Here is a 17,467-nt window from a genome sequence, read left to right on the forward strand (position 1 = left end):
ATCTGGGCATCCGCCTCCTGGCACGCCCCGTTCCGCGGTCGTGTCGAGCGGGATGCCGATGACCGGATGCCGCATGACGCGAGCCTGTTGTTCGGCTTGTGAAACCCCTTTTGCCCCGTTATGGTCGAATCTGCATGACCGTTCCGGTGCGAGTCCTGTCCGCCCTGCCATGGGAGGGTTCGTCCACGCCGTCGGCAGGACAAACCCAAAGTGAGGTGTTTGCAGTGAACGCGACAACAACCGGCAGCACATGCCGCGACTCACACCGGATCCGACGACCATGGTCCGCAACAGCGGGCGCCGTGCGGCGAGCGAGATCGCGATCGTTGCAAGGCGTGGCAATACAATCCCGTCCGTATCCGGATACACACGGCACTCGTGACGATTCGGCCATCGGCAGGCATTGCGGCAAGAGCCACCACGGCGAGGCCGTATGCAGCCGGTTCCCTCGCACAACATGACCCTGATGCCGGGAGACCTGTCGCTCACTGGCCAGACACTCTGGCTGGCTGTCGGATTCGCCGGACAGGCTCTCTTCGGCATGCGTTTTCTGGTGCAATGGCTCTACAGCGAAAAGCATGGCAGGAGTGTCATTCCCAAGGCGTTCTGGTACCTCAGCGTCGCCGGCGGAGTGGTCCTCCTGTCATATGCCATCCATCGCGACGAGCCGGTGTTCATCGTCGGCGAAGCCTTGACCCTGTTGGTGTTCCTCAGAAATCTGGATCTGATTCGCCGGAAACCGAAAAGGGACTGATGCCCCTGCCACGCGCGCTGTCATCTTCCGAAACTGAGGTCTGAACGCACACATGTCCAAAACTGCATCGGACGATCCGGTACACGGGAACGCTTCCGCACCGAAGCTGCCGGCACTGCTCTGGCTCGCCATCCTCATGCTGGTGCTCGGTTTCGCTTTTCAGGGCACGCGGGCACTGTGGAGCCCGGACGAGGGCCGCTATACCAATGCCGCGCTGCAGATGGTCGACTCCGGCAATTATCTGGTGCCGACCTACAGCCCCGACCAGATGAATTTTTCCAAGCCTCCGGTCACTTATTGGACCGTCGCCGCCTCGGTCAAAACCTTCGGGCGCAATACCTGGGCAATACGCGCGCCCTATGCACTGGCGTTCGTGCTTACCGTGTTGCTGCTCTACGCGATGGGCAGGCGCTGCATTCCCGACAAGCCATGGTTACCCGGCCTGATATACGGCACCGCGTTGTGGCCGTTTCTTGCCACCAATATCGTCAGCACCGATGTGCTGCTGACGTTCTTCGAAGCCTTGGCAATGCTCGGCTTCATTCGCGCGGCACTCCCCCGAACCCGATCTCCGGGACGGCTTGACATCGGGCTCATGTGGCTGGGATTCGGGCTGGCATTCCTGACCAAGGGTCCACCAGGCCTGCTGCCGTTGCTCGGGGTGATTCCCTTCATCGTCCGGCGCGACGGCTGGCGTGCCCTGGCACGCTATTTCGCGCCGGTTGGCCTGGCCATTTTCTTCATCTCGGGGTTGCTCTGGTATGTCGTGGTGATGCTGCGCTACCCGTGGCTCACGCACTATTTCTTTCACCGGGAAATCTACGACCGCCTGTTCACGCCGATCCAGCACCGCAACTCGCAGTGGTACGGCTGGATCGCGGTCTACCTGCCGGTGCTGACCCTGGGGGCCTTGCCTTGGTGGCCGGCACTGGCGCGCTGGCTGCGCGCGGTCACGCGACCGGACCGTTGGCGGCAATGGTGGCGGCAGCCATCGATCAAACTCTTCCTGCTGCTGTGGTTTCTGGTTCCGCTGGCCATATTCTGTCTGGCCCGCTCCCGGCTTCCGCTCTACGTGCTGCCACTGTTCCTGCCCCTGTCGCTGATGCTGGCGCTGGATCTGCAGACACGGATCGACCTCCAGGCAACCCGACAACGAATCATGCTGGGGTTCTGGGTGCTGGCCCTGCTCGTCATGAAAGGCGGCATCGGCTATTTCGCCCACCCCGCGGCGGACAACCGCCTCGCCGCGCAACAATTGAATGCGGCGAGCGAAGGCACCGCCTACGGCGCGGTGGCGTTTATCGAGGACACCGGATCAAGCTATGCCATCGAAGAAAGCACGCCCTGGGGAATCCGCCTGTATCTCAACAAGCCGGTCTACGGCATCGCCTGGAAAAAGCCAGGCGCCGCAGAACAACCCTGCCGGGTTCTGCGGGCACACCATGCCGCCTTGTTCGTGGTGGACAACACCATCAAAACGGCTGCCATTTCATCGGCGCTGGCGCGTTGTACCGGTCAGACGGCCATTCGTCTTGGCACCTGGCGGCACAGCTATCTGGAACGGGTCCAAAACTGACCTTTGCCCTGTTCGACAGGGCCTGACGAGCTGAACGTCTGTAGTTATGTGTGGAATATGCGGCGTACTCACCCTTGACCCTCATGCCGACACGCGAGGGTTCGGCCCCACGGTCCGCGACATGCTGGCCGCCATGGCCCACCGTGGTCCGAACGGCGGCGAGATTCTCGCGCGTGGCCAGGCGGTCATGGGTGCCAATCGCCTCGCCATTCGTGGTCTGGGCGACACGCACCCCCCGCTCATCGAGGATGACTCCGGCATCATCGTGTCCTGCAACGGGGAAATCGACAATCACCGCGAATTGCGTAGTTGGCTGGAGCAACGCGGACACGTCATCGACCGCAGCACGGATGTCGCCGTGATTCCCGCTTTGTACCGGGAGCAGGGCCTGGCCTTCGTGGAGTCCCTGCAAGGAGTCTTCGCCCTGGCAATCTGGGATCCGCGCCAACAGTGGCTGATCCTGGCTCGGGACCGCGCCGGTGAACGCCATCTCTATTACACGATCGCCGCTGGCGTCATCCGCTATGCCTCGGAATTGGCCGCTCTGAACGCGAACTCGCGGCATATCCCGCAACTTGATGCGGATGCACTCGCCGGGTATCTCGGCAGCGGGTTCTGTCCCGCGCCGCAAAGCCCTTTTGTCGGGCAGTACAAGCTGCGCCCCGCGGAACTGGTCATCATCGACCGTAACGGCGTGACCCAGCGCCGCTACTGGCAATGTCCGCTGGGCCGGACCCGACAGGTCGCGCCGCGCCGCGAACAGTTCGACACGGTCTTTCGCAACGCCGTCTTCCGGCAGAGCGACATCGATGTCGATTACGGCGTGTTGCTGAGCGGCGGTATCGACTCCGCGCTGATCACGGCGGTAGCCCGCAGCGTCCGTCCGCACACGCCACTCACCGCCTACTGCATCCGGTTTGCAGAGACTTCCTTCGATGAAGGTGAGCCAGCCGCCCGAATCGCCCGTCAACTCGGCTGCGCGTTCGTACCAGTCCTTGTTGCCGCGCAGGATCTTCCCGCCACCCTCAGCGACCTCATCGAAACAACCGGAGAGCTACTCGCCGATCCCGCCTGGATACCCTTGGCGCTGGTCACCCGGCGAGCCGCGCAAGACGTGCGGGTTCTGCTTTCCGGCGAGGGCGCCGACGAACTATTCGGCGGATATCCCACCTACCTCGGCGCACATTGGGCCACCCTCTACGCCGCACTGCCCGAAGCGGTTCGGGCAGCCTTTCGCGGCATCATCCAGCGACTGCCGGTCAGCGACCGGAAGGTCGCGATTTCCTTTCTGCTCAAACGTTTCGTGCAGGGCCAGGAACTGGACGCGCTTGCGCGCCACCGGCTGTGGACCGCCAGCATCCAACCCGACTTGTTGCGCCGCCTGGGTCTGGAGCTTCGCGCCATGCCGGGACAACACGAGGCGCTTGCCCCGCTCGATGCGGTGCAACGGCATGACTTCGAACACTCGCTCCCCGAGGCCCTGATGGCCAAGGTCGATCGCGGCGGGATGCGGCACGCCCTGGAAGTCCGCGCACCGTTCCTCGATCAGAACGTCATCGAGTTTGCAGCGACGCTGCCCGAGCGCGCGCGGGTTCGGGGTCTGACCACCAAGACTTTCCTGAAACACTACGCCCTGCGGTATCTGCCCGGGTCGGTGGTCAACCGGCGCAAGCGTGGCCTTTCCGTACCACTGGCATCCTGGTTGCGCGAACCGCTATTCGACTGGGCGCGTTCCAGGCTGGCAAATAGCAGGCTGGAGGAAACCGGAATCCATACCGATGCAGCGCTGCGACTGCTCGCGGAACACCAGTCACGGGTCAGTGACCACTCACGCGCACTCTGGACCATCATCGTACTCAGCCAATGGCTGGACTGGGCCGCACTGCGCCACTCGGATCAACTCGACGCCAGCGAAACCGCGTCTGCCCCATGCACGGGCTGATGGCTGCGTGACAGCCATCACCCCACCCTCCCGGAGCCCTGGCCACGTCGCTATGTCCACAGCGCGGGCCAGTATCAGGCCTTGACGCGAAACGCCTGCGCCAGCGTCGTGGCCTCGAAACCGTTGCCGGCGCTGCCGATGGTGGCATAGCGGTACAGCGCGGCGGAATAGATGCCCTGCAGCGCGCTCTGGATCAGCCCGAGCAGGATGAGGACCAGCACGAACACTCCCGCCACCAACACATTCACCCAAAGCGAATGCGAGCCGGCCGCCAGGAACATCGCGCCGCCGACCAGCGCGATGGCCGCGAACAGCACGCCGAAGGCCATGCTGATCCCGGCATTGCCAATCAGGTTTTCGCCCCAGGTGCGACGCAGCAGCGTGGCGCTTTCCTTGACGGCCTGGGCCGGCCCGAGGTCGGTGGCCGCCAGCACCGGCACCACCAGGAAAGCGGCCACCGTCCAGGCAACGCCGAGCAGGCCGATGACCCAGCGACCGATGAGCCCGGCGCGCTGCTCCAGCGCGCGCAACACCATGCCCACCGTGGCGGCGATCAACGCATAGCCAAGGATTGCGGGCAACCGGCCCCACGCCAGGCGCAGGCCATCGGCGAGGGTCGGATCGTCGCCGTCCAGACGCATCATCGCTGCCCCCACCAGCGCCGTGTTGAAGGAGAAGATCACCGTGTACTGGCACAGATAAAACAGGAACAGCAGTGCGTAACCGCCAACACCAAGCCCGCCACCAGGCTGAGTGGCAATATCGTGCAGATGCGCCAGCCCACCCGTGGCCAGGAAAGGCAGCGCGAAACTGGCCACCACCAGCAGCGTGGCCATACCCGACAACAGCGGAAACACGAGCAGCTCGCGGTCGCTCCTGAGCACCGCGGCGCTCGCCTTGACCAGTGCCCAACTGGTTGCGAATTTGCCAGCCATGATCGCGTCCCCCGTGGATTTGCGCTGGCTTTCCAGCACCCTGCAGTCTTGCTTGCCAGAGGTGCTCATTCGGCGGCACTTGCGCGTGTCAATGCTGCGGCGTTGCTGGCAGAACCGGATGCCAGCGATGCCCGAAACACGGCGGCGTCGTGATTCATGCGGCCAGCGCCTGAACGTGCAAACGGACTCGGAATAATCGCAGGGCCGTCCACATGGACGGCCCTGCGTGGGGATTGCCTACTTGCCGCCCGGCGCGTCCGGGTTGCCCTTGGGCGCGGCGCTCACGCCGAGATTGTTGGCCATGAACGCCAGGATGTCGGCGCTCTGCCGGATGCGCTTGTCGGTGGGCATGTAGTTGTGGCTGGTATCGGTTTCCACGCGCAGCAGGATGGGATTGGCGCAGGCTTGATCGTGCTGCATAGCCGCCGTGAACTTATACGAGTTGCTCGGCACCACGCGATCGTCGTGATCGGCGGTGGTGATGATGGTCGGCGGATAGCAGGTGCCGGGACGCACGTTTTGCACCGGCGAATACTTGATCAGCCACTCGAAGTCTTTCTTCACGTCCGCAGTGCCATATTCCGGCGCCCACAGCGCGCCACCGGAGAACTTCTGGTAGCGCAGCATGTCCATCACACCCGCGCCGGCGTAGGCCGCGCCGAACAGTCGCGGACGCTCGGTGATGCTGGCACCGATCAACAAACCGCCGTTGGAGTAACCCTGTATGCCGAGCCGCTTGACCTCGGTGTAGCGGTTTTTGACCAGCCACTTGGCGGCCCAGGCGAAGTCGTTGAACACATTCTGCTTGTTGCCGAGCATGCCGGCCTTGTGCCACGCCTCGCCATATTCGCCGCCGCCGCGGATGTTGGCCACGGCGTAGATGCCGCCCAGTTCCAGCCATACCGGCAGCGTCGGCGAGAAACTGGGCGTGATGCTGATGTCGAAGCCGCCGTAGGCATACAGCAGCGTCGGGTTGAGCCCGTCGCGCTTGAGGCCTTTGCGGTAGGTCAGAAACATCGGCACACGCGTGCCGTCCTTGGAGTGATAGAACACTTGCACGGTTTCGTAATTGCTGGGGTCGAACGGCACATCGGGCTTGAACACGGTGCTGGTTTTGCCGTCGCTGACGTCGTAGTTGAAGATCGTGGTCGGATACAGGAACGAGGTGAAGGCGTAGTACACCTGCTTGCTGTCCTCATGGCTGCTGATGCCGCCGACCGAGCCCAGCGTGGGCAGCGGCAGCGTGGCGAGGTGCTTGCCATCGCTTGCGTACAACTCCAGCTCGCTCTTCACGTCCTTGAGCTTGTTCACCAGCACGCGGCCATCGGCCAAGTTGGCGGACTGGATCACCGCCGCGGTCTGCGGCACCACCACGCGCCAGTGCGCAACATCGGGATGACCGATGTTGAACGCCACGATGCGTCCGCGCGGCGCATCCAGCGTGGTCTGCAAATACACGGTGTCGCCGATCGTACCGATCGGCTGGTACACCGCATCGTTGCTGGTGAATAGCGGCCTGGTGGGTGCGCTCAGATCGGGCTGCGCGCCGGTGCCCAGATCCTTGACGAACAATTCATTGCGATTGGCGGTGCCGTTGACCAGGCTGATGAACAGGTACTTGCCATCGTGGCTCACCTGGCCGCCGATGATCCACTCGGGCAGGTCCGGGCGCTTGTAGATCAGCACGTCATCGGACTGTGGCGTGCCGAGACGGTGGTAGTACAGCGCCTGATTCTCGACGCGATCGCTGATCGCCTCGCCCTTGGGCGGTGCCGGATAGCGCGAGTAGAAAAAGCCCTTGCCGTCGTGCGTCCATGCGATGCCGGAAAACTTCACCCACTGCACGTCATCGCTCAGCGTCTTGCCCGTGGCCACATCCATCACGTGCAGGGTTTCCCAATCCGAGCCGCCCTGCGAGAGGCCGTAGGCCAGATAGTGGCCGTCCTGCGAGGGTTGCCAATCCAGCAGCGCGATGTCGCCGTTGGGCGAGAGTGTGTTCGGGTCGAGCAGTTCGCGCGGCTTGCCGCTGGCGCCGGCCTGCACGTATACCGGTGACTGGTTCTGCAGGCCGCTGTTGCGGCTGAAGAACAGGTACTTGCCGGCCTGCACCGGCACACCCTCCTTGGCGTAATTCCACAACTGCGTCAAGCGCTGCTCGATCCACGGCCGCGTCGGCACCTTGGCCAGATAGGCGTGGGTGAGCGCGTTTTCCTTTTCGACCCAAACCTTCAACGCCGGATCGTTGAGGTTCTCCATCCACTGATATGGCGCCGGCACCTTGTCGCCAAAGTAGTTGTTGACGATGCTGTCGCGCTGCGCCACGGGGTAGTGCAGCAGCGCGGCGGCGAGCGCGGGCATGGCGATCATGGCGATCATGGCGACGAGGACTGCCAACGCGAGGGCATGACGACGGGGATGTGCGGGCATGAAACGCTCCTGTCCTTGGGGTGCGCGGTGGCGCGAGCCGCGATTATGGACACGGCGCCAAGTCGGCGCTCCCGCGGTGCAACAGCCCTGGGGACCAGCAAGTACCGGTTCAGTGCAGCGCCACCCGGCGCAGCCGCAGCGCGTTGCTAACCACCGACACCGAACTCAGGCTCATCGCCGCCGCGGCCAGCGCCGGCGACAGCAGCACGCCGAAGAACGGATACAGCACGCCAGCCGCGACCGGAATGCCGATGCTGTTGTAGACGAAGGCGAAGAACAGGTTCTGGCGGATGTTACGCACGGTGGCGCGCGACAGCGCGCGGGCGCGCAGGATCGCGGTCAGCTCGCCCTTGACCAGGGTCACCTGCGCGCTCTCCATCGCGATATCCGTGCCGCTGCCCATGGCGATGCCGACGTCGGCCGCGGCCAGTGCCGGCGCGTCGTTGATGCCGTCGCCAGCCATCGCCACGCGCCGTCCTTCGGCCTTGAGCTTCGCGATCACCGCGGCCTTGTCGGCCGGCGACACCTCGGCATGCACCGCGTCGATGCCCAGCGTTTTCGCCACCGCCTGCGCGGTGGTGGCATGGTCGCCGGTCAGCATGACGATGCGCAGGCCGATCGCGTGCAGGCGGCGAATGGCCTCGGGCGTCGTCGGCTTGATGCGATCGGCGACCGCGACCAGCGCGGCCAGCGCACCGTCGGCGGCGAGAAACATCACCGTCGCGCCCTCGCCGCGCAGGGCCTCGGCCCGCGCGCGCGCCGCGGCATCCACGGTGACGTGCAGTTCCTCCATCAGCACGAGGTTGCCCAGCGCGGCGTCGCGATCGCCGACACGCGCGCGCACACCGCGTCCCGTCAGCGACGCAAAGCCCGCGGTCTCGGCGACAGTCAGATGTTCCTGTTCGGCGGCGCTGACGATCGCGCGCGCCAGCGGATGCTCGCTGGAGCGCTCCAGCGCCGCGGCCAGCGCCAGCGCGCCGGCACGATCGAACGCAGCGAACGCGATCACCTCGCGCAGGGCCGGCTTGCCCTCGGTCAGCGTGCCGGTCTTGTCCACCACCAGGGTGTCGACTTCGCGCAGCGCCTCGATCGCGGCGGCATCGCGGAACAGCACGCCGGCCTGCGCGCCGCGCCCGGTCGCGACCATGATCGAAATGGGCGTGGCCAGCCCCAGTGCGCAGGGGCAGGCGATGATCAGCACCGCCACCGCGGCGATCAGCGCGTTGGCGTAGCGCGGATCGGGACCGAACGCCGCCCAGGCGACGAAGGCCAGCACCGCCACCGCCACCACCACTGGCACGAACCAGGCGGCGACGCGGTCGGCCACGCGCTGCAGCGGCGCCTTGCTGCGTTGCGCCTGCGCGACCAGGTTGACGATCTGCGCCAGCAGGGTGTCGGCGCCGACCTTGTCCGCGCGCAGCAGCAGCGTGCCGGTCTGGTTGAGCGTGGCGCCGGTGACGCGATCACCGGCATGTTTGTCCACCGGCAGCGGCTCGCCGGTGAGCATCGACTCGTCGATGCTGCTGGCGCCTTCCAGCATCACGCCGTCGACGGGAATCTTCTCGCCGGGGCGCACGCGCAGGGTGTCGCCCACGCGCACCTCCGCCAGCGGCACATCGGCTTCACCACCATCGGCACCGACGCGATGCGCGGTCGTCGGCGCCAACCCCAGCAACGCCTTCAGCGCCGCGCCGGTGCGGCGACGCGCGCGCAGTTCGAGGAAATCGCCCAGCAGCACCAAAGTGACGATCACCGCCGCGGCCTCGAAGTACACCGCGACGCGGCCCTCGGCGCCGCGAAATGCCGGCGGAAACAGCCCGGGCACCGCGAACGCGATCACGCTGTAGGCCCAGGCCACGCCGGTGCCCAGCGCGATCAGGGTGTACATGTTGGGTGACCATGGCCGCAATGATCTCCAGCCGCGCACGAAAAAGCTGGCACCGCCCCAGAGCACGACGATGCTGCCAAGAAGCGCCTCCGTCCACGCGGCGAGCGCGTCCCACGGCGCCGGCAGATGCACGCCGAACAGATGCGGGCCCATCGCCACCGCGAACACCGGCAGCGACAGCGCGACGCAGATCCAGAACCGCCGCGCGAGCTGCGCCAGCTCGCCGCCGTCATCCGCGTCCAGCGTCGGCAACAGCGGCTCCAGCGCCATGCCGCATTTGGGGCAGCTGCCGGGATGATCCCGACGGATCTCCGGATGCATCGGGCAGGTCCAGATCGTGCCGGCCGGCGCGGCCGCTGGCGGCGCGGCACCCGTGGGCCGCAGGTACTGCGCGGGATCGGCGTCGAATTTTTCCTTGCAGCGCGGATTGCAGAAAAAGTACGTCGCGCCGGCGTGCTCGCTGCGGTGCTTCGCGGTGGCCGGATCGACGCGCATGCCGCAGACCGGATCGATCGCCGTTTTCGTGTCGCCCACGGTCGCACCATGGGCGTGATCGCCGTGCGTGTGGCCCGCGTGCGGATCGTCCGCCGCGTGGCGATCGCCACCCGCGCAGCAGGACGCGCCAATGGGCGGTGCGGGTTCGACGCTGGTTTGTGCGCCGCCGCTGCATGACACATCCGCGGCAGACGCCGCAGAGACATCCGTCTTGGAACCAGCACAACATCTGCCAGGCGTCGGAGCCTGCGCGTCATGCCCGCTGGTGTCATGTGCCCCGTCAGGGTCGGCATGCGAATGCTCGTGGCGATGTTCGTGGGTGTTCATCGCGTCTCCTCGTGGCTCAGTGCGGCCAGGATCGGGCAGCTTTCCAGCGCGCCATGACCCGGGCAGGTATCGATCAGGTGCTTGAGGCCGCGCTGCACGCGCTTGAGTTCGCGGATGCGCCGATCGATCTCGCCCAGCCGCGCCGCGGCGCGCTGCTTGACGCCACGCACGCCGCGTGCGCGATCGGCCGACAACGCCAGCAGTTCGCGAATCTCAGGCAGGGTGAAGCCCAGCTCCTTGGCGCGACGGATGAAGCGCAGCCGTGCCACCGCGTCAAGCGTGTAGTCGCGATAGCCCGACAGGCGCCGCTCGGGCTCGGGCAGCAGACCCTCGCGCTCGTAAAACCGAATGGTGTCAATGCCGACGCCAGCGGCGCTCGCGACACGGCCAACGGTCATATGCGGGGTTTCCGCGGTGGCTTGAAGAAGGGTGTTCATGTGGCAAGCCTAAACCCTTGAGCATGGTCCTGAGTCAAGCGGCCGCGCCCAAGTGCCGCATTTGCCCCCGGCACAGGCACAGAACGCAATCGGCCCGCGCCCGTCATGGCGACGCCGCGTGCGACGCCCGCATTGACGCCACCTCCGGCTCCGCGCCCAGCGGCCGGCCGGCGCGCAGGCGGCGACGCTCGAGCATGCGATAACCCGCCGGGATCACCAGCATCGACAGCAGTGGCGCGGTGATCATGCCGCCGATCATCGGCGTGGCGATGCTGCGCATCACCTCCGAGCCGGCGCCGTGACCGAACATGATCGGGAACAGGCCGGCCAGGATCACCGTGACCGTCATGGCCAACGGTCGCACGCGCAGCACCGCGCCCTCGTGGATGGCCTCGTCCAGCGCCTTGTCGTCCACTGCGCCCCGGGCAACGCGGCGTTCCCAGGCATGGCGCAGGTACAGCAGCATGACCACGCCGAGCTCGGACGACACCCCCGCCAGCGCGATGAAGCCGATCATCGTCGCCACCGACACCGGATTGCCCAGCAGCCAGACCAGCCAGATGCCGCCGACCAGCGCGAACGGCAGCGTCAGCATGATCAGCAGCGCCTCGGCGACGCGCCGGAACACGCTCCAGATCAGCAGGAAGATGATCACCAGGGCTGCCGGCACCACCATCTTCAGGCGCGCCGCGGCGCGCTGCATGAACGCGTACTGGCCCGACCAGCCGACGGTATAGCCGGCTGGCAACGTGACCTCGCGCGCGACCGCGCGCTGCAGGCGCGCGACCACGCCACCGAGATTGCTGCTGGTGCTGTTCACGTAGACATAACTGACCAACTCGCCATCCTCGCTGGTCAGCATCGAGGGACCGGCCGCCACGCGAATGTCGGCGACCGACTCCAGCGGCAACTGCGCGCCGTCGGGCGCGACGATCAGCAGGTGGCGCAACGCCGAGATCGTCTGCCGCTCGGCACGCGGATAGCGCAGCACGATCGGGAAGCGCTCGCGACCCTGCACGGTCTCGCCGATGGGGTCGCCGCCGACCGCGGTGGCGATCACGTCCTGCACATCGGCCTGGGTCAGGCCGTAGCGCGCGGCGGCATCAGGGCGGACGCGCACGTCCACGTAGCGGCCACCGGCGATGTAGTCGGAAACCGCCGAGCCGACGCCCCGCACCGCCCCCGCCACGCGCGCGATGGCCTCGCTCAGGTGCTGCAGTTCCACCGGATCGGGTCCGGACACCACGATGCCGATCGGACTCTTGATGCCGGTCGATTGCATCGCCACGCGATTGGCGATCGGCGGCACGAACAGGTTGGACAGCCCTGGCACCTGCACGGCACGGTTCAGCGCGGCCTCGACCTTGGCCAGCGTCATGCCCGGCGGCCATTCGCTGCGCGGCTTGAACGTGATCGTGGTCTCGAACATGTTCAGCGGCGCGGGATCGGTGGCGGTGTGCGCGCGTCCGGCCTTGCCGAACACCGTCGCCACCTCGGGCACGGTCTTCAGCATGCGGTCGGTCTGCTGCAGCAGTTGCGCGGCCTTGCCGTAGGACAGCCCCGGCAGCGCGGTCGGCATGTATAGCAGCGTGCCCTCGCCCAGCGGCGGCATGAACTCGCTGCCGAGATGCGCCAGCGGCCAGAGCGTGGCACCCAGCACCAGCGCCACGCCCAGCAGCACCGGCAGCGGCCGCTTGAACACGCCTTCCAGCAGCGGCCCGTAGCCGGCGATCAGGGCGCGGTTGAGCGGGTTCTTGTGCTCGGGACGGATCTTGCCGCGTATCAGATAGCCCATCAGCACCGGGATCAGGGTGACCGCCAGCACCGCCGCCGCAGCCATGGCGTAGGTCTTGGTGAAGGCCAGCGGCTTGAACAGCCGTCCCTCCTCCGCCTGCAGCGCGAACACCGGCACGAAGGACAGCGCGATCACTAGCAGACTGACGAACAGCGCCGGTCCGACCTCGGTCGCGGCCGCGGCGATGATCTCCCAGCGTTCCGCGCCCTCGGGGTCGCGCCCGTGCTGCTCGTGCCAGTGCTCGAGATGCTTGTGCGCGTTCTCGATCATCACCACCGCGGCGTCGACCATCGCGCCGACGGCGATGGCGATGCCGCTCAGCGACATGATGTTGGCGCTGATGCCCTGGAAGTACATCACGATGAAGGCCGCCAGCACGGCCAGCGGCAAGGTGATCACCGCCACCAGCGAGGAACGCAGGTGCCAGAGGAACAGCGCGCAGACCGCGGCCACCACCAGGAACTCCTCCAGCAGCTTCTGGCGCAAGTTGCTCACGGCGGCCAGGATCAGATGCGAGGCGTCGTAGGTGGGCACGATCTCGACCCCCTTGGGCAGGCTGCGCTGCAATTCGGCAAGCCGCGCCTTGACCGCGACGATCGTCTTCAGCGCGTTCTTGCCCGCACGCAGGATCACCACCCCGCCGACCACCTCGCCTTGGCCGTCCAGCTCGGCGATGCCTTGGCGCAAGGCCGGCCCGCGGCGCACCACGGCGACCTCGCCGAGGCGTACCGGCACGCCTGCGGCGCCGGTGGCGATCGGGATGCGGTCGAAGTCGGCGCGCGTGCGCAGATAGCCGATGCTCTGCACCATCAGATCGGCCTCGCCCTGCGAGATCACCGAACCGCCGGTGGCGCCATTGGCCGCGCGCACCGCGCTCGCGACCTGGGGCAGAGTCAGCCCGTACGCCGCCAGCTTCACCGGATCGACCACGATCTGCCAGCCGCGCACCATGCCGCCGATGCTGGCGACCTCGGCCACGTCGGGCACGGTCTTCAGGTGATAGCGCAGGAACCAGTCCTGCAGCGTGCGCAACTGGCCGAGATCCATGGTCCCGCTGCGATCCACCAGCGCGTACTCGTAGATCCAACCCAGTCCGGTGGCGGCCGGTCCCATCGTCGGCGACACCCCCGGAGGCAGCTTGGCGCGCGCCTGGCTCAGATACACCAGCACTTGCGAGCGCGCCGCGTACAGGTTGGTGCCGCTGTGGAAGATCACGTAAACCAGCGAGTAGCCAAATGACGAGAAGGCGCGAACGGACTTGACCCCCGGCACCGAGAGCATGGTGGTCGCCAGCGGATAGGTGAGCTGGTTCTCCACGACCTGCGGCGGCTGGCCTTGCCATTCGGTGCTCACGATCACCTGGGTATCGGAGAGGTTTGGCAGCGCGTCGAGCGGCATGTGCAACGCTGCCCACACGCCGCCGCCAGCGAGCAGCAAGGCCCCCATCAGTACCAGGAAGCGGTTGCGGATGGCGAAGCGGATGATGGCGACGATCATGGCGCGTGCCCTCCGCTGGAAGCCGGCATGGCCATGCCGGGCATGGCGTCATGTGCCGGTGGCTTCATACTCGGACGTGCGGGCACCGTCGGCGCCGACGACGCGGGCACGACAGGCGCGGCGGGCACATCAGGCGCGGCCGACGAGCGCGGCGCGGGCGGCGTGATCAAGCGCTGCAGCGCGCCATCGAGATTAGCCTCGGAGTCGATCAGGAACTGGCCCGAGGTGACCACGCGCTCACCGCCCTTGAGGCCTGCCAGCACCTCGGTATAGCCATTCGCCGAGCGGCCGATGCGCACCGCGCGTGGCTGCATGCGGCCGTCGCCAAGATCGAGGATCACGCGGTTCTGCACGCCAGTGCTGATCAAGGCCTCATCGGGTACCAGCGGATGCGGCGTGGTGCCTGCGATCGCCAGCCGCACCGTCGCGTACATGCCCGGTGCCAGCGTGCCGTGCGGATTGTCCAGCGCGATACGCGCGGTTTCGGTGCGCGTGCGCGCATCCACCTCGGGCAGCAGGGCCTCGACGCGCCCATTGAATGCGCGGCCGGGGAAGGCATCGACTTCGATGGCGACCGGCGTGCCCGGGCCGATACCGGCGACCTCGGCTTGCGGAATCGCGGCATCCAGCCACAGCCGGGCGAGATCGTCGATGCGCAACAACGTCGTGCCGGCGGCCACCTGCTGGCCCTGACGCACATCCAGCGCGCTGACCACGCCGGAGACCGGCGCGCGCAGCACGATGCCGCCACCCGCACCGACATCCGCGGAACGGATCTCTTGCGCACTCATGCCCAGCACGCGCAGACGCTGCCGCGCGACGGAACGCAACGCGCGCGCATCCGCCGACTGCGCATGCTCGAGCGCGCGGTATTCGGCGACAGCGGACATCCATGCTGGCGCCAACAGCTCCGCCAGCGGCTGGCCGGCACGCACGTGATCGAACGGCGCGCGCACGAACAGCCGCGACAGCACGCCATCGGTACGCGCGCTGACCACCACCGAGCGACGACGATCCCAGGCCAGCACGCCCGGCACCCGCAACTCGCGGTGCAACACGCCGACACGGATGACGCGGGTGCGCATGCCGAGGTTCTGCTCGACGACGGGATCGATGCGCACCAGGCCCTTGCTCGTACCTGACCCGCCCGCATACTTCGGCACCAGTTGCATGCCTGGCATCAGCGGCGAAGGCCCAGGATGATTGAAGTGCGTGGCGGGCTGCATCGGGTCGTACCAGTAAAGGATCTTGCGTGGGACCGATGCGCTGCCATGCCCGGGCACCGCGGGCTCGGTGCCCCGGCCCCACAGGTAACCGGCGGCGACGGCAACGGCCAGCGCCGCCACGACGATGACGACAACAACGATCTTGCGGTTCATTGCGCGTACTCCGGTAGCAGGTAGGCGAGTTGGACCCAGGTGTCACCCCAGGCATTGAGCGCGCCCACATAGTCGAGGCGAGTGCTGATTTCGTCGCGCCGCGCCTCCAGCCAAGGTTGCAGCGAGGCGCCGCCGCGATAGGCGGCCAGTGCCGCCGCACTGCGATCGGCGGCCAGGGCCAGCAGCGTGTCGCGGTCGCGCCGCACCTGGCGGCCGTAGCCCCGCCATGTCGCCAGCAGGCGCTGCACCGCCTCGACCTGCGCCCGGCGCGCGTTCTCGCGCTCGGCGCGTACCGCATCGAGGTCGGCGCGGCGAGCCAGGATGTCCTGGTCCTCGCGATGCGCGGGGAACAACGGCAAGCGCACACCCACCATCAGCGTGGCCAAGGCCGGCAGGCCGGGCACGCGCCCGTAGCTGAGGTCCACATTCCAGCCGGGATGCTTGCTGGCGCGGGCGCTCTGCAGCGCGGCCTCGGCACGGTCTTCGCGCGATTCCCAGTCGAGCAGCGGCGCCTGCGCGTCGGGGCTCTGCAGCAGGTGCGCGGCGGTGACCGGCAATCGCGTGAAGTCAGGCGGGTCCGCCAGCGTGGCCTGCGCGGCGGCGACACCGACCCAGCGCGCTAGCGCGGCGCGTGCGGCGGCGATCGTGGCGTCGGCCTGATCGAGGCGGTTGGCCAGCTCAGCCTGCGCTGCCTGGGCCGCGAGGGCGTCCGCCGTGGAGCCGGTGCCGCCGGCCAGGCGCGCCTTCGCCGCGACGATGACCAGCGCGTTCTGCCGTTCCAGTCCCTCGAGCTGCTCGCGCGCCCGCCTGGCTGCCCACAGAGACACCCAGGCCGCAGCCGCCGCTTGTCGGGTATGCAGGCGCGCCTGCTCGGTTTCCGCGCTGGCCGCGGCCGCGCCGGCACGCGCGCCGGCACGTTCCGCGGACAGCTTGGCGCCGGATGGGATCTCCTGACTGAACCCCACCGTGCGCATGGTCATCGAATCGGCAGCGGGGATGAATGCGCCCGGTCCCTGCACGGGCAGATTCTGTACGCCGAAGTCCAAGCTCGGATCGGGCCAGCGCCCGGCGCGGTCGAGATCGGCGCGGGCGGCGTCCTCGCGCGCGTGGCCCGCCTGCACCAGCGGCGCGCGCTCGACGGCCAGTGTCACCGCCTGTTGCAGGGTCAGTGGCGACGCGGCCACTGCCGGAAATACCGTCAGCGCCAGCAGCACGGTCGCGCATTGCAGGTGAAACACGGCGCCACGGCGGCGCCGGCGATCGAACACGAACATGGCAAGTCTCCATCGGGCGGAACGCATCCGGCACGCGCTCGGCGTGGCCGGTCACGACACACGAGGGAGGGTCTAGATCAGCAGGACGCAGCAGCGCGGCGGCGGCGATGCGCCGAGATCAGCGGCCACGCGCTCGTCGAGACGCGTCGACGGCGAGGCTGGAGTGATCGCCAGCACCGGTGGCTGCGGCGGCAACGCCAGCGCGGGCACCATGGGCGCGCGCGCGTCCTGCGGCGCCGGTGCCGGCTGTGCGCAATGCTGCACGCACAACGCGCGCGCATGCTGAATCATGCTCGTCATGCCGCCGCAACCCGGCATGCTCGCCATCGACTGCATCGCCGCCTGCACGGGTACCGCGGCCTGCGGCAGCGAGCAGGCGTACGCCACCAGCGCCAACTGCTGGAACAGCAGCGCGCACAGCGCCAGCAGCGCGATGCGCAGGCGCGTGCGGCGGGCGAGGTGCGGACGGCGGTGCATGTTTTGGATGCTAACCCAAGACGAGACTGTGTGCTGCAAAGTTGCGTGAAGTCGCCATGCGCAAGCCGTTACTAAAGCTTGCCTGGTCGATCGCGAAACAGAAGTGGCTCAGGAAATTTGAGCACGATGCTAAGTGGATCGGTCCATCCCTACCGGCTGCGTGGTCCGGCCATCACCCGGCCCAACCAGATCTGGGCCATGGATATCACCTACATCTCGATGGCACGCGGCTTCGTCTACCTGGCCGCCATCATCGACTGGTAC

11 protein-coding genes and 1 pseudogene are annotated in these 17,467 nt (G+C 67.2%); 4 read left to right on the top strand and 8 right to left on the bottom strand.

Going from position 1 to position 17,467, the window contains the following annotated elements; translation table 11 throughout:
• Positions 1–433: 433 nt before the first annotated feature.
• The 3 genes from ACYDAT_RS08225 to asnB are packed head-to-tail and all read left to right on the top strand — an operon-like array spanning position 434 to position 4,272.
• Positions 434–754 (top strand): lipid-A-disaccharide synthase N-terminal domain-containing protein, encoded by a 321-nt coding sequence (locus tag ACYDAT_RS08225; RefSeq protein ID WP_461449521.1) that lies wholly within the window; start codon positions 434–436, stop codon positions 752–754.
• A gap of 52 nt (positions 755–806) precedes the next feature.
• Positions 807–2,330 (top strand): glycosyltransferase family 39 protein, encoded by a 1,524-nt coding sequence (locus tag ACYDAT_RS08230; protein WP_461449523.1) that lies wholly within the window; start codon positions 807–809, stop codon positions 2,328–2,330.
• 46 nt (positions 2,331–2,376) lie between these two features.
• On the top strand, positions 2,377–4,272 hold the full coding sequence (gene asnB / locus ACYDAT_RS08235) for an asparagine synthase (glutamine-hydrolyzing) (RefSeq protein WP_461449525.1): 1,896 nt from the start codon (positions 2,377–2,379) through the stop codon (positions 4,270–4,272).
• Between the two features lie 74 nt (positions 4,273–4,346).
• Here asnB and ACYDAT_RS08240 read toward each other — a convergent pair whose 3' ends face one another.
• From ACYDAT_RS08240 to ACYDAT_RS08275, 8 genes are all read right to left on the bottom strand, one after another.
• Positions 4,347–5,207, bottom strand: coding sequence for a DUF6159 family protein (locus ACYDAT_RS08240; RefSeq protein WP_461449527.1), 861 nt, complete (start codon positions 5,205–5,207; stop codon positions 4,347–4,349).
• Positions 5,208–5,444: 237 nt separating this feature from the next.
• A complete protein-coding gene (locus tag ACYDAT_RS08245) occupies positions 5,445–7,634 on the bottom strand; it encodes a prolyl oligopeptidase family serine peptidase (RefSeq protein ID WP_461449529.1) in 2,190 nt (729 codons plus the stop codon).
• Positions 7,635–7,743: 109 nt separating this feature from the next.
• Positions 7,744–10,197 (bottom strand): heavy metal translocating P-type ATPase, encoded by a 2,454-nt coding sequence (locus tag ACYDAT_RS08250; RefSeq protein ID WP_461449535.1) that lies wholly within the window; start codon positions 10,195–10,197, stop codon positions 7,744–7,746.
• A 143-nt stretch (positions 10,198–10,340) separates the two neighbouring features.
• Positions 10,341–10,781 (bottom strand): MerR family transcriptional regulator, encoded by a 441-nt coding sequence (locus tag ACYDAT_RS08255; protein ID WP_461440289.1) that lies wholly within the window; start codon positions 10,779–10,781, stop codon positions 10,341–10,343.
• Positions 10,782–10,884: 103 nt separating this feature from the next.
• On the bottom strand, positions 10,885–14,073 hold the full coding sequence (locus ACYDAT_RS08260; RefSeq protein WP_461440290.1) for an efflux RND transporter permease subunit: 3,189 nt from the start codon (positions 14,071–14,073) through the stop codon (positions 10,885–10,887).
• The gene (locus tag ACYDAT_RS08265; RefSeq protein WP_461449531.1) at positions 14,070–15,452 is read right to left on the bottom strand and encodes an efflux RND transporter periplasmic adaptor subunit; all 1,383 of its coding nucleotides are present in this window, start codon (positions 15,450–15,452) and stop codon (positions 14,070–14,072) included. Before ACYDAT_RS08265 ends, ACYDAT_RS08260 begins: the two co-directional genes overlap by 4 nt.
• Entirely contained in the window at positions 15,449–16,726 is a 1,278-nt protein-coding gene (locus ACYDAT_RS08270) for a TolC family protein (RefSeq protein ID WP_461449533.1), read from the bottom strand. Before ACYDAT_RS08270 ends, ACYDAT_RS08265 begins: the two co-directional genes overlap by 4 nt.
• 72 nt (positions 16,727–16,798) lie before the next feature.
• The gene (locus ACYDAT_RS08275; protein ID WP_461440293.1) at positions 16,799–17,203 is read right to left on the bottom strand and encodes a hypothetical protein; all 405 of its coding nucleotides are present in this window, start codon (positions 17,201–17,203) and stop codon (positions 16,799–16,801) included.
• Positions 17,204–17,344: 141 nt separating this feature from the next.
• On the opposite strand from ACYDAT_RS08275, the pseudogene ACYDAT_RS08280 reads away from it, so the two are divergent.
• Positions 17,345–17,467, top strand: a pseudogene (locus ACYDAT_RS08280) (IS3 family transposase); the annotation flags it as partial.

The organism is Metallibacterium sp., assembly GCF_054637675.1.